Origin of the sequence: Spirosoma aerolatum (assembly GCF_002056795.1) — a bacterium.
GTDB lineage: Bacteria > Bacteroidota > Bacteroidia > Cytophagales > Spirosomataceae > Spirosoma > Spirosoma aerolatum.
In genome coordinates, this window is sequence record NZ_CP020104.1 from 4,171,425 (window position 1) to 4,184,260 (window position 12,836).

Here is a 12,836-nt window from a genome sequence, read left to right on the forward strand (position 1 = left end):
CCATGAAAAACAACCTATTCCTATACTCAATTGGGCTTCTGACCCTACTCACTCAGGCAGCCGTTGCGCAACGTATCATTCAAAAAACGATGCCGGTTTCGGCCAATCAACTCGTCAACCTTAATTTACGGTTTGGTGATAGTATTCAGGTTCGATACTGGGACAAGTCCGACTTATCTGTACACATATCAGCGACCATCAACGGCGGCAAACTGGATGATGCGCTGGTGGTAACGACTAATACGACAGATAGCGAAGTCAGTCTGAAAACGGATTTCGACAAAGAGAAGTTGAAAGAGGGAAAAGCAGAAGATTGTCCAGGCGATGGCCATCGGTGGAGTACCGACTACAATGGTCAAAGCTACTATGTATGCAGCAAAATCAATTATGTAGTGAACCTACCCCGGCATGCCAAACTCAGAATAGAAACCATTAACGGGAATATCGATATTCAGGGTGCTACCGAAGCCGTGTTTGCCAAAACGATCAGTGGATTTGTCGATATGAGCTGGCCGAAATCGAAAGGGGCTAATGTGGCCATGAAAACCATCACCGGCGAAGTGTATTCCGATATGGAAATTGCCTTTAAGAATAAGAAAGAGAAAAATCCAATAGTTGGTTACAGGCTGGAAGGAGCCATCAATGGGGGCGGTCCCGATGTTCAACTGGAGTCGATCAGCAACAATATCTACCTGCGAAGGAAAGACTGATGTTGTAAACATTCTCATACAGGGCGGGTTCAAACAGACAACTTGTTTTCTATAGAATCCGCCCTATTTACATGCAACTCAGCTCTGAATCGGCATCGAAGACCTGGATCGCCCACGAACGCCTAACGTTAGCCTATGGTACTCAGGCCATTCAGGGCTATTCCGATCCAATGCATGAACTAATCGGGACGATTCTTTCACATCGAACTACGCACGCCAACGAAGTGCTTGCTTATCGAACCCTGCGCGAACGATTCCCTGCCTGGGAGCAGGTTCGGGATGCACCGCTTTGGGAACTGATCGATGCGATCAAATCTGTAACGTATCCCGAAGTCAAAGCACCTTACATCAAAAATCTGCTGGAGCATTTGTTCAGAGAAACAGGATCGGCTAACATCGATTTCCTCAATAACCTACCCACTGAGGAGGCTATGCACTGGCTCACCAGTCTGCCGGGTATTGGCTTAAAAACGGCCACTCTACTTCTGCTTTTCAAGTTTCACAAGCCTGTGTTACCCGTCGATACCCATGTTCATCGCGTCACACAACGGCTAGGTCTTATTGGTCCCAGGGTAAGCGCCGAGAAAGCTCACACGGTGTTGCTGGCTTATCTACCTAAAGAGCCGCTGGTATTGTTCAATTTTCATAAACACTTTTATTGGCATGGACAACGTATCTGTACCTGGTATACACCCCGGTGTAGCGAGTGTGTTCTGAAGGATATATGTGATTTTTATCAACAGGGCGGAACAGTTATTCTGAGTAGCACTCCTATCCGCAGAAAGAATACTCTAAACAACTGACCAATTGATTCATAGCCTAATACTAACAAACAAGCCCCGATACAGTCTTACTATCGAGGCTTGTTTGTTAGTATTAGGCTCGCGTTAACTCTTGTTACCGTATTTCTTTTTGAAAAACTCTTTCGACTGGTCTACCCAGTTGTCGCGCTCGATTCGGCCAGGGAAAAATTCGATGATCTCATTGACCTTATCGATATCCTCTTTGGTAAAGTTAGCGACCTGCCGAAATGTGTAGATGCCCAAACTATGCAGTTTACGTTCCAGAAATGGGCCAACCCCTACGATGTCTTTCAGATCATCAGCTTCTGAAGCCAATGCCCGACCGATCCGGTCAAAATTTATTTCGCTAGCCCGAGCCGCAATCCGGTTAAGCACAGCCGACTCCGAATTTCCGGCGACAATCGGCGTTTCAATAGGAGCAGCTGGTGCTTCGGGAATCACAGGAGCAACAGGCGTTGAAACGACCACCGGCTTATCAACGGGCACATTTACAAGGGGCGCTACGATATCTTCATTGATAAGCTCCGGTGTATCATCAGGAGCAATAACCGGCAATAGTGGATCGGCATGGACAAAGGCTGGAGGTGTTTCCAAAACTGGCTCAGGCCGGGTCGATTTTACGACAGTCGTCTTACCCGAAATTTTGGCTCGCCGGCATTCCTCCAGTTCATTTTCTTTATCGGCTACCGCTGCCCGTAACGCATTGATGCGTCCTGTTAAAATCAAACGGCCCAACAGCCAGCCAATAAAAGCCGACAGAGCCAGTAAAATGAGTATTTCGAAAATAGCCACTGGGCGGCTAAAAGGATCTAATCCAAACATAACGGACTATGGTTTAAGGAGTTGTGGGTTGACGATTTACCATACGTTATTTTTTACTCGCTAACTGGCTGGCTTGCCCTACCCAATCGTCGCGCTCGATACGACCAGGAAAAAACTCAATAATATCATTGACTTTATCGACGTCTTCCTTATTGAAACTGGCAATTTGCCGAAATGTGTAAATGCCAATAGCATGTAGTTTTTTTTCCAGAAATGGCCCTACACCCACAATAGCTTTCAGATCATCGGCTTCAGCGGCTGATGCCATACCGATACGGGTAAAATTGAGTTCACCGGCCCTCGTCCGAATCCGGTTTAACACCATCGTTTCACTATCTTCTGTAGTAACAACCACCACTGATTCGCGATGGCAATCATCAACTGCCCGTTCAGTACTGGCCAGTTCACCTTCCAGCTCCCGAATGGTTCGCTGCCGGGAAATATAACCGATAATAAAACCCAATACTGCCGATACAGCCAGCATAAGTATCTGCTGCATCTGGGCATCAGGAAGATTAAGGGGATTTAAGTCAAACATAGTTTTTTTCCGTAGTTTATGTGTTTCAGGCCCAATACATACGAATTCAAGACTTGCTTAGCCAGCATCAATCAGCACGTTTTGAGCATTATTAATCGGCTTATTGAACAACAACCGTTACCCGTCGATTCGCTTTTCGACCCGACATGGTGCTGTTGTCTGCCTTGGGTTCGGTCTCCCCTTTCGCTTTTACAATAATTTGCTCTGACGAAACCCCCGCTTTCCGAAGCCTTACCTTTACATCGTTGGCCCGATCACGCGATAGCTGCATATTTACATCTTCAGGGCCGGAGCTATCCGTATGGCCGGTTAGCAGAAGCTTTTTGTCTTTATGGTCAGCTAGGTAGCGAATGGCCTCTCCAAAGAATTTTTTTGTATCCTCAGTTTTAATGTAGTTCGATTCACCCAACTGGAAATACAAATCTATTGGCTCAAACACCGATGTAAACTTCTCGTTATTAGCCAGTTCTTTTTCAGTTACTTCTTTTGTAATCTTGACCGGTTCAGCTGTGGTATCGGCTACTGGCTCTGTTTCGGCTGGCTTAGCAATTCCACCGAAGGCAAAATCGAGTCCACCATAAAGAGAGTCGCCTTTGGCAGTAAAGGTTAGGCTACGTTCTTCGGCCGTGGTTGTGATCGATTCAGCTGAAATCCCCTGTTGTACCAGATACTGCTTGAGTCCTTCGGCACGGGCAATACCTAAATTTGGGAAAGAGGTTGAATTCGTTTCATTTGCTGAATAATAGCCCTTAATTTCGAGCGTTCGACCGGGATTGGCTTTCAAATACGCAACCATTTCGTCCAGCGAGCCCCCCAGACTGTTCATGTTGGCATTAGCTCCCGATTTTGCAAAACTAAAATTGCCCGGAAGGTCAAGTCGGAACCGATCACCATCTGCTATCGTCAACCCGTTTGTGGGAACTGGCTCCTCCATTCCTTCGGTGGTTGCAGAGGCCGCTTTTACGTCATCCACGCATAACTGCTTAATTTTGCAGACGTGCCACCAGGTCGAGCCGGCCATCCACAAACCAAGTAAGATAATCCAGGGAATTTTGTTCGTTAACATACTAAACAGGGGTTTACAGATACTGTATTCAGTTTGCTGCTTTGAGACGAACTTCTGTGAAAAGGTTGCTCAAAAATACACGCAAGCCCTTCAAATACAAATGATTTACCTACAAGACTATCAATGACCCTATTGGTCACTGTATTCGGCTAATGAAAATTCGTAGCCAATTTGTTAATGCATAAGTTTGACCTAACGACAAGTCCGGTTAAACCCTATACGTTAACCTTCAAACCATACATAATTTATCAACAACTCAATTTATGCTTATTGATCTTCGTAGCGATACCGTTGCTCATCCTACACCCGCCATGCGTGAGGCCATGTTTTCTGCCCAGCTTGGCGACGACGTTTTTGGCGACGACCCAACTGTAAATACCCTTGAAACGAAAGCAGCTTCATTATTTGGTATGGAGGCCGCTCTCTTCTGTGCTTCGGGTACTATGACCAATCAACTCGCAATCCGTACCCATACGCGGCCCGGCGATGATGTTATCTGCGATTACCTGTCTCATGTCTATCAATATGAAGGGGGTGGTATAGCTGTGAATGCGTTGGCATCGGCCAGTTTAGCACACGGCATACGCGGCAAGCTCACGCCCGACCTTATACGCGAACATATCTATAATCGTGCCGATCCTCATAAACCACTTTCGCGGCTGGTAGTTCTGGAAAATACCATCAACAAAGGAGGGGGCTGCTACTATACGATTCCCGAAATCGCAGCTATACGGCAGGTATGTCAGGAGCATGAACTAATTCTCCACCTTGACGGTGCCCGTCTGTTCAATGCATTGGTTGAGACGGGTGATCCTACCACGGCCTATGGTCAATTGTTCGACTCTATTAGTATCTGTCTGTCGAAAGGGTTGGGGTGCCCTATTGGGTCACTTCTTCTCGGAAAAGCCGAATTCATCGCGCAGGCCCGACGCTTCCGTAAACTGATGGGTGGTGGCTGGCGACAGGCTGGCTTTCTGGCCGCAGCGGGTATTTATGCGCTGGATCATCACATCGATAGACTGAAGCAGGACCATTCCCGCGCTCGGAAAATCGGCTCCTTACTTGAGCGTCTGCCCGAAGTAGAAGACATTTTGCCCATCGACACAAACATCGTCATTTTCAAGCTTCCCGAAACAATTCTGGCTACAGATTATGTTGCTAAGTTAGCCGCTAAGGGCATCCGCAGTGTCACATTTGGCAAGCACCTCGTGCGCTTCGTTACGCACCTAGACTTTACCGATGAGATGCTGTCGGAAATGGAACTTATTCTGAACCGGGATTTTCACTGATTTTATTGATTGCCCTGCTTTTGTTGACGTTGCGTAACCTTGAAAAGCGACTTTATAACATCAAAGTTTGTCAATTAAATCATAAAAATCCTGGTTCTGACAACTATGCATATACAAACCAGAAATTTACAGAAATCGGATTACCACGACCTCAAAGAGACGATGATCGAGGTATATAGTGGTATCGGGGGCGATTATTGGCCCAAGAGTTCGATTAATAAACTATTGCACATTTTCCCGGAAGGTCAGTTCTGCGTTGAAGTCGATGGTAAGGTTGTAGCAATCGCCCTGGCCATACGGGTGAAATACGACGACTTTGGCGATAACCATACGTACTACGAAATTACGGGCGGATATACCTTCAAAACGCATAACGACGAAGGGGATTACCTGTATGGTATCGAAGTGTTTGTTCACCCTGATTACCGCGATCTTCGGTTGGGTCGGCGGCTGTATGATGCCCGGAAGGAACTTTGCGAGCAGTTAAATCTGAAAGGCATTCTGGCTGGGGGGCGTATCCCAAACTATAATAAATACGCCGATGAACTGACACCCCGCGAATACATTACGAAAGTAAAGCAAAAGGAAATTTACGACCCGACGCTAACCTTTCAACTTTCGAACGATTTCCATGTTCGGAAAGTCCTGCGCGGCTATTTACCGGGCGACTCTGAATCGAAAGAATATGCCACGCTGCTGGAGTGGATCAATATCTATTACGTCAAAGAGGCCGATAAGAAGCCGCATACCGACTCCATTATCCGGCTCGGTGTGATTCAATGGCAGATGCGTTTATTCAAAAACCTCAATACCTTTCTGGATCAGGTTGAGTTTTTTGTCAATGCTGTAAGCGATTACCGGGCCGATTTTATGGTTCTGCCTGAGTTTTTCAATACTCCCCTCATGGCCGATTTTAATGACTTACCCGAACCCGTCGCCATCCGCAAACTCGCCGATTTTACTGTTCCTGTACGAGAAAAGCTTTGCGAACTGGCTATTTCGTACAATGTCAACATTGTGGGTGGTAGTATGCCCCTCGTTGATACGGATGGAAAGCTATACAATGTGGCTTACCTCTGCCGACGCGACGGCTCTTACGAAGAGTACCGGAAGATACATATCACGCCCAACGAAGTGAAGCATTATGGTATGGTGGGTGGACATGAAATCCGGGCGTTTGATACGGATTGCGGTAAAATCGGTATGCTCATCTGCTATGATGTCGAATTTCCCGAACTCAGCCGGATTCTGGCCCAGCAGGGCATGCAGATTCTGTTCGTCCCGTTCCTGACCGACACGCAGAATGGATACTCCCGTGTACGTCATTGTGCGCAGGCGCGGGCCATTGAAAACGAGTGTTATGTAGCCATATCGGGTTGCGTGGGCAACCTGCCTCGGGTGCATAATATGGACATTAACTATGCGCAATCGGCGGTATTTACCCCTTCCGATTTTCAGTTTCCAACCAACGCCGTTAAAGCAGAAGCCACGCCGAATACCGAGATGGTCCTTATCGCTGATGTCGATTTGAGTTTACTGAAGGAGTTACATGAACACGGCTCGGTTCAGGTCATGAAAGACCGGCGAACTGACCTGTATGATGTTACCCTGAAAAAGACAGCAAGAAAAGCCCTCAAAGGGAAAAAAGATTCGCCGGATAATGACCCCGAAGCTGTTCCGCCTGTTATCGTTGTGGCGGATTAAAAATATCAAGAGTGGTCAGGTATTGTGCATATTTACTATATCTGGCCTCTCTTATACTAATTCACACCAGCCCTTCGATTGAAAATACATCCAGTTTCGACTTCCTGAAATTGCGAACCCGGCTTAAAACAGCGTTCCCATTGTTTGATCCGCCTTCGTTGGTATTGCCTTCAATGGTTTCAATAAAATCATCGCCAATGTGGGTTATCAAACCCGCATGAACCCAGTCGTTTGGTGTTTTTTGGAGGAGAAAAATGTCACCGGGTTTCATCAATGCTGGGTTGGCCCGAATCTGGGAATAGCGGAAAAGTGCACCTGTTTGCAGGCCCGTTGTTCCAACTACATCACAGCTATAGGTTAAGGGCATTATTTTTTTGAAATCTTTACCTACTACAGAGGCTGCCTGATCGAGAATGGTCTGTACAAAGCCCATACACCAGAGCCACTCGCTCCCTTCATTACCATCCATGTAAGCACGTACCCAGGGACCCGAGTTCGGTTGCTGATTAATGACTAGCTCAAATGGTCGGTTCTGTAACTGATTTCGAGCCGCATTGACCACCAGCCCTCGCAATTCTGTTCCAGCGATAGGTCCCAGGAAAGCGGCCCGCATGGGAGCAGCCAGCAAATCGAATGTAGACTGATCAACAATACCGTTTTGGGCAATGCCTTGGGCTTTCTGGAAGTTTTTGACGGCCTGCTCGGTAGCTTTGCCAAAGTCGCCATCAATACCCGTTGCCGTAGCGGTTCCCGCATTAATCATTGCAAACAACGTCAGCCAGGCTTGAATCTTTCGAACATCCTTTTTGGTATTGTTCGCTCCATTACGCTGTTGAACGGCACTAATCGTAAGTTCATTCTGAAAGGCTGTCTTTTGCATAGCAGTAAGTCAGGAAGGTATGTTTTTAGGAAGCGCACAGATTATGGATCGCAGTATACAATCGACTACCTTGTTCGGTACGGATTAATTGAGTAAAAGGCATTGGCCTTTATTTATCGCAGAAGTTCTGCAACCAGAATACCCAAATAAGTGCCGATGGCATTGCCTAATGTACCAACCAGTACGGCAGGCAGTTGTAAATCAGGCCGATTCAGGCTACGGGCCAACGCCAGTGCCGAAGTTCCCCCTCCGATATTTGCCTGCGAGGCAATGCCCAGTATATCCCAGTCCTGCCGGAATAAGGCCCCAATTCCAAAGACGAGCAGTGCATGAATCAACACCAGTAATAGAATCATACCAAACAGCACAAAAGCCAGTTGGCCATCGCGTATGAGCGCGCCAATATCGCAATACGCACCAATGACAGCCAGAAAAATGTAGATGCCGAAAAGACCCAGTAGTCGGCTCCCGCGCAATGTGTTTATTACCCGGAATTGAGCCAGCCCTAAGGCGATTGTCGTCAAAATCAGCACGAAAGGAAAAACGGGAAACCAAGTTGCCAACTGTTTGGAGATAAAAATGGCCCCAAATCCAAGTGACAACAAAATGGCCAGATCATTTGGAGTCATCGTTTCGGAATCCGAAAATAGATTTTCAGCCGAAGCTGCACTCTGATCCTCTGAGGCAATCAGGCGCTGCCGTGGAAACCGACGCTGTAAAAAAACGGGGAGCGTAAGGGTCACTATCATCCAGAGGGCCGTCATAATATTATCGGCTGCCGTAGCTGCAATGAATAAATTACCCGCTTTCGACACGCTATAATGCAGGGCCACTGCGTGGAAATTAATGCTTCCACCAATATAGGTTCCCGTAAACATCCCTGCCAGCGCGTAAAACAGACTCCCGACTGTTTGTGGAGCCGAAAACACCCATACACTCACCAAAACACCGATGATTGTTCCTGTTGATCCAATCAAAAACATCGTCAGCATGGGTAGACCAGCCCTACGCAGATCTTTGAGATTCACACTTAGCAGCAGCAGAAACAGCGAGAATGGAGCGATGTAGCTAAAAATACCTTCATAAACTGGCGTTTCAATGGTTGGAATAACACCCAGATTGGCTTCGACGGCCGTTACCAGAATAACCAGTAAAGCCGTTCCAATCTGGCGAAAGCCTGGCTTTTTAGTTAGCCATTCGCAGATGATAACATTCAGGCAAAGAACGAACAGGATGAAGATGGAGTCAGTCACAGAAGAGGCAGGTTATGCCTGTAAAATAGGCAAAATCGGTCAATAGCGAACGGGTTTTCAGGATTGTTATGGTTAATCATGATTCGTGTACATCATAACAGCCCTAAAAACCCGTGTGCTATTGACCATTTTTTTCAGGATCGGGAATTTTTAATACATTAAATCTGTAACTAGCATTATTACAGTAATGAACGGACGTTTTGCCATATCGATGCACATCTTAACGCTGCTTTCTAAAGCCAATGGCGAGTGGGTTACGTCTGACTTCATTGCCGGTAGTATCAATATCAATCCGGTTCTGGTACGTAAAGAAATCATTAACCTCCGTAAGAAAGGGCTAGTAATTAGCCGGGAAGGTAAAAACGGGGGTACCATGTTAGCTAAACCGGCCAGCCAGATACGGGTTTCGGATGTGTTTCTGGCAACTCGACAAGGTACCGTGTTAGGCAATGCCCGAAACTCGCCAAATCCCGATTGTCCGGTTGGCCGACAGATTAATCGTCACCTGGACAGTCTGTATCAGGAAGCCGAAGAAGCGCTGGTACGAAACCTGGGAACCAGCACCCTGGACGATTTTGTCCACCGTTTCGATTAATTTTTTTAAACAAAACTGTAACAATTATTATTACAATAATCAATTTTCAATTAATCAATTAGCTCTATGAAACTGGCACTTATTGGCGCATCAGGTTTTGTTGGTTCAGCCGTTCTGACCGAAGCCCTTCAGCGCGGACATGACGTAACGGCCATTGTTCCTCATCCTGAAAAAATCACCATCACAGACCCAAAACTAACCGTTAAAAAAGGCAATGCACTGGACGCCAATTCAATAGCCGAACTGGTTGTCGGGCATGATGCTGTCGTGAGCACCTTCAATGCGGGTTGGACTAACCCTAACCTGTACGACGACTTTTTGAAAGGCGCTGAGGCTATCGAACAGGGCACGCAACAGGCAGGTGTGAAGCGGTATTTGTTCGTTGGTGGCGCGGGTAGTCTGGAAGCGGCTCCCGGCGTTCAACTGGTAGACACGCCCCAGTTTCCGGCCGAATGGAAACCTGGAGCCCTATCGGCACGGGACTACCTAACCCACCTTCGTCAGAATACTACCCTCGACTGGACCTTCCTGAGTCCGGCCATTAATCTGGCTCCCGGCCAACGCACCGGAACGTTCCGCATCGGAACTGAGCAACCTGTTTTCGATGAAAAAGGCGAAAGCAACATTACCGTTGCTGACCTTGCCGTAGCCATTATCGACGAAATCGAGCAGCCACAGTTTATCCAGAAGCGGTTTACGATAGGTTATTAATGGTTTATTGACTACTCAATCGCCTTAAAAGCCTAACAATTCGAAAAGTTGCAGGTGGCCTATCGTTTGGCAGGCCGCCTGCTCCAATAGTTTACATCATGAGAAACCTGCAAAGGAAGGTGTTTATTGAGGTCAAAAACCTCATATCGATATTCGACGGTATCGATGTGGTTATTATTCGAGAAAAAATCATCTCCTTCGAAAAACCGCTTTCGATTCACGATAATGGAACTATCTAAACCACTTGAGTAAATCTCCTGCTTATTTCGTATATCAGTCGTAAATTGATGAATCTCCCGAATCAAACGATTGTGTTTATCATACTCATAACGAATTGTATCGGGGCCTGTCGGTACATAATTTCTCCCTAAGTACATTCGATCGTACCAAGCAAGGTTACGACGACCTGATTTATCGTACGAAAACCGTTGAGAATAATCATAAAGTGTATCCTCAACCAGCCCATTCGGCGTTCTTAAAACGTAAAAACGAAAATGACGCGTAAGCTGCCCTTTCTTATTGCGTTCCCAGCGATCAATATTAATATCCTTCGATTGGAATTGCTCGGTAGCTGGATATTCAATTAAAAGCGTATCCTCATTTGTATACCGATACTTATACACAAAAGACTTTAACAGCTTCTCGTCATCTACCCCATCTGCTTTATACTCGTCCCGAAATTCACACACCACACGGCCCTGCCGATCATACTCATAACGTCGTTTGGATAGATTAATGAACCCCGGTGCCGAACTATCGTCATGGTAATAGTGGGTAGTAGCAACCTTTCGATTGTTTACATATTCATTGAAAATCTTCTCATTAAAGCGGCCATAAAAAAAGTCCTCCAGTATGCGATCCTGCCTGTCCAGGAATGTAGTCTGAAGCAATTTGCCCTTTATCCATTTTGTTCGAACTGTAGCAATCTGTTGAGGATCAGTAACAACTCTCGGAATAGATGCATCCAGAAACGGCTCGTGAGGGCGCCTGAATACGAACAGAATCAGTAATGCCACTAACAGGACGTATATTAATTTAATACGGGTCAATTTTCAGACTATTTAAGTAAACCGACATGAGCCTTGGTTGTCATTCATTGGCCTGATAGATTAATTAGACGGTTGCTTCGAGTTGTTCGGGCTGTATTTCGATCGGGCGCAAAATAGGCAGAACCAGATGAATGACCACCAGACCAATCAAATAGGAACAACTGGCAAAGACAAACATGGGCTTATAGCCGAACGAAGCCACAATGAAACCAGTAGCCGCAGCCATACCCATGCTGATCATACCGCCCATAAATCCGCCTATGCCGGTAGCCGTAGCGACTGAATTGCCCGGAAATAAGGTTGTCGATAAGGCATACACATTAGTCGACCATCCCTGATGCGCAGCCGTTGCCAGCGCAAGTAACGCGACTACCCCCGCAAAGCTATGCACCGACGGAATCAGGTAGATGGGCGTAACAGACAAGGCGCAAAGGAGCATGGCTAGCTTGCGGGCTTTATTTTCGGACCAGCCGTTTTTCATCCAGTACGTTGCCAGCCAGCCGAAGAATACGCTACCTATATCGGACACAACGTAAATGATCAGGAACGGAATCCCAAAGTTTTTCAGGTCCAGCTTTTGGTCGAGCTGGTTGTTCGTGAGCAGAAAATCGGGAAGCCAGGTCAGGTAAAAGAACCAGACCGGGTCGGCGAAGATTTTACCAAAACAAAACGCCCAGGTCTGTCGATGGCCAAGCAGCTTTCCCCACGAGTAGCGACTGTTCGATGCAGCTTTTCGGGCAGGTTCCCGTTCTTCGAAAATATACCCAAATTCCGTTTCAGAGAGCTTCGGCGTGTCTTCAGGTTTCGCATAACTCACCCACCAGATTCCCAGCATCAGCACACCCAGCACAGCCGAAATAAGGAAAGCGCCACGCCAGCCAAACTGCTGCATCAGAAAAGGAACCAGTAAGGCCGTGGTAATCACCCCCATATTGGACCCCGCATTGAGGATGCCCGTAGCTGTTGACCGTTCGCGCCTGGGAAACCATTCGGCAATGGCTTTCATCGCCGATGGAAAGTTGGCCGCTTCACCCAGTCCTAACACCGCTCTTACGAAGGCAAACTGCCCCACCGACGATACAAACCCGGACACGATACTGGCCAGACTCCAGACAGCCATCCCAATCGAGAAACCTTTCTTTGTACCCACCCGGTCAATGAGCCAGCCAATCAACAGAAATCCAATGGCATAGGTGGCCTTAAAAGCTGAATCGATCAGCCCCATCTGAATCCTGAACTGTTTCAGATGCACATCGGTCAGCAAGACATCAGGTGCCAGCCCCAACAAGGTTTTCTTAAACCCTTCGTCCGTCATCACGAACGAAAGTACCTGGCGATCAACGTAATTGACGGTAGTAGCCAGAAAAAGGAGCGCAATAATCCGCCACCGATAATTGGTATGTAGCAAAAGAACTG

13 protein-coding genes are annotated in these 12,836 nt (G+C 47.0%); 6 read left to right on the forward strand and 7 right to left on the reverse strand.

Annotated features, from left to right (window positions below; translation table 11 throughout):
- The first annotated feature begins 2 nt into the window (after positions 1-2).
- Together B5M13_RS16900 and B5M13_RS16905 are read left to right on the forward strand one after the other, a co-directional pair.
- A complete protein-coding gene (locus B5M13_RS16900; protein ID WP_080056783.1) occupies positions 3-710 on the forward strand; it encodes a DUF4097 family beta strand repeat-containing protein in 708 nt (235 codons plus the stop codon).
- Positions 711-781: 71 nt separating this feature from the next.
- Entirely contained in the window at positions 782-1,513 is a 732-nt protein-coding gene (locus tag B5M13_RS16905) for an endonuclease III domain-containing protein (RefSeq protein ID WP_080056784.1), read from the forward strand.
- A gap of 84 nt (positions 1,514-1,597) precedes the next feature.
- On the opposite strand, the gene B5M13_RS16910 is transcribed toward B5M13_RS16905, so the two are convergent.
- The 3 genes from B5M13_RS16910 to B5M13_RS16920 all read right to left on the reverse strand — a co-directional run bounded on the left by B5M13_RS16910 (position 1,598) and on the right by B5M13_RS16920 (position 3,939).
- Positions 1,598-2,335, reverse strand: coding sequence for a hypothetical protein (locus B5M13_RS16910; protein WP_080056785.1), 738 nt, complete (start codon positions 2,333-2,335; stop codon positions 1,598-1,600).
- A gap of 46 nt (positions 2,336-2,381) precedes the next feature.
- Positions 2,382-2,873, reverse strand: coding sequence for a hypothetical protein (locus B5M13_RS16915; protein ID WP_170061141.1), 492 nt, complete (start codon positions 2,871-2,873; stop codon positions 2,382-2,384).
- A 100-nt stretch (positions 2,874-2,973) separates the two neighbouring features.
- On the reverse strand, positions 2,974-3,939 hold the full coding sequence (locus B5M13_RS16920) for an OmpA family protein (protein ID WP_080056786.1): 966 nt from the start codon (positions 3,937-3,939) through the stop codon (positions 2,974-2,976).
- A 263-nt stretch (positions 3,940-4,202) separates the two neighbouring features.
- Between B5M13_RS16920 and B5M13_RS16925 the strand changes: the two genes are divergently transcribed.
- Together B5M13_RS16925 and B5M13_RS16930 are read left to right on the forward strand one after the other, a co-directional pair.
- Positions 4,203-5,228, forward strand: coding sequence for a threonine aldolase family protein (locus tag B5M13_RS16925; RefSeq protein ID WP_080056787.1), 1,026 nt, complete (start codon positions 4,203-4,205; stop codon positions 5,226-5,228).
- A gap of 105 nt (positions 5,229-5,333) precedes the next feature.
- Positions 5,334-6,932 (forward strand): carbon-nitrogen hydrolase family protein, encoded by a 1,599-nt coding sequence (locus tag B5M13_RS16930; protein WP_080056788.1) that lies wholly within the window; start codon positions 5,334-5,336, stop codon positions 6,930-6,932.
- 61 nt (positions 6,933-6,993) lie between these two features.
- Here the strand turns inward: B5M13_RS16930 and B5M13_RS16935 are convergent, their stop codons facing one another.
- Together B5M13_RS16935 and B5M13_RS16940 are read right to left on the reverse strand one after the other, a co-directional pair.
- Positions 6,994-7,812: a peptidoglycan-binding domain-containing protein gene (locus B5M13_RS16935; protein WP_080056789.1), complete on the reverse strand. Its 819-nt coding sequence runs from the start codon at positions 7,810-7,812 to the stop codon at positions 6,994-6,996.
- Between the two features lie 113 nt (positions 7,813-7,925).
- Positions 7,926-9,065, reverse strand: a complete 1,140-nt coding sequence (locus tag B5M13_RS16940; protein WP_080056790.1) for a DUF819 family protein — start codon at positions 9,063-9,065, stop codon at positions 7,926-7,928.
- Positions 9,066-9,252: 187 nt separating this feature from the next.
- Here B5M13_RS16940 and B5M13_RS16945 point away from each other — a divergent pair, with 187 nt between their 5' ends.
- Together B5M13_RS16945 and B5M13_RS16950 are read left to right on the forward strand one after the other, a co-directional pair.
- A complete protein-coding gene (locus B5M13_RS16945) occupies positions 9,253-9,660 on the forward strand; it encodes an Rrf2 family transcriptional regulator (RefSeq protein ID WP_080056791.1) in 408 nt (135 codons plus the stop codon).
- Between the two features lie 66 nt (positions 9,661-9,726).
- Positions 9,727-10,371 carry an NAD(P)-dependent oxidoreductase gene (locus B5M13_RS16950; RefSeq protein ID WP_080056792.1) on the forward strand — a complete coding sequence of 215 codons (645 nt, stop codon included), beginning with the start codon at positions 9,727-9,729 and terminating at the stop codon, positions 10,369-10,371.
- 59 nt (positions 10,372-10,430) lie between these two features.
- On the opposite strand, the gene B5M13_RS16955 is transcribed toward B5M13_RS16950, so the two are convergent.
- Both B5M13_RS16955 and B5M13_RS16960 read right to left on the reverse strand, forming a co-directional pair.
- Positions 10,431-11,387 (reverse strand): hypothetical protein, encoded by a 957-nt coding sequence (locus tag B5M13_RS16955; RefSeq protein WP_245859361.1) that lies wholly within the window; start codon positions 11,385-11,387, stop codon positions 10,431-10,433.
- 97 nt (positions 11,388-11,484) lie between these two features.
- Positions 11,485-12,828 carry an MFS transporter gene (locus B5M13_RS16960; RefSeq protein ID WP_080056794.1) on the reverse strand — a complete coding sequence of 448 codons (1,344 nt, stop codon included), beginning with the start codon at positions 12,826-12,828 and terminating at the stop codon, positions 11,485-11,487.
- Between the last annotated feature and the right edge of the window lie 8 nt (positions 12,829-12,836).

Bases quoted from the DNA above. Each gene is read 5' to 3' on its own strand.
- B5M13_RS16910 (WP_080056785.1), bottom strand. From the start codon at position 2,335: ATGTTTGGATTAGATCCTTTTAGCCGCCCAGTGGCTATTTTCGAAATA.
- B5M13_RS16935 (WP_080056789.1), bottom strand. From the start codon at position 7,812: ATGCAAAAGACAGCCTTTCAGAATGAACTTACGATTAGTGCCGTTCAA.
- B5M13_RS16950 (WP_080056792.1), top strand. From the start codon at position 9,727: ATGAAACTGGCACTTATTGGCGCATCAGGTTTTGTTGGTTCAGCCGTT.
- B5M13_RS16930 (WP_080056788.1), top strand. From the start codon at position 5,334: ATGCATATACAAACCAGAAATTTACAGAAATCGGATTACCACGACCTC.
- B5M13_RS16915 (WP_170061141.1), bottom strand. From the start codon at position 2,873: ATGTTTGACTTAAATCCCCTTAATCTTCCTGATGCCCAGATGCAGCAG.
- B5M13_RS16920 (WP_080056786.1), bottom strand. From the start codon at position 3,939: ATGTTAACGAACAAAATTCCCTGGATTATCTTACTTGGTTTGTGGATG.
- B5M13_RS16905 (WP_080056784.1), top strand. From the start codon at position 782: ATGCAACTCAGCTCTGAATCGGCATCGAAGACCTGGATCGCCCACGAA.
- B5M13_RS16900 (WP_080056783.1), top strand. From the start codon at position 3: ATGAAAAACAACCTATTCCTATACTCAATTGGGCTTCTGACCCTACTC.
- B5M13_RS16945 (WP_080056791.1), top strand. From the start codon at position 9,253: ATGAACGGACGTTTTGCCATATCGATGCACATCTTAACGCTGCTTTCT.
- B5M13_RS16925 (WP_080056787.1), top strand. From the start codon at position 4,203: ATGCTTATTGATCTTCGTAGCGATACCGTTGCTCATCCTACACCCGCC.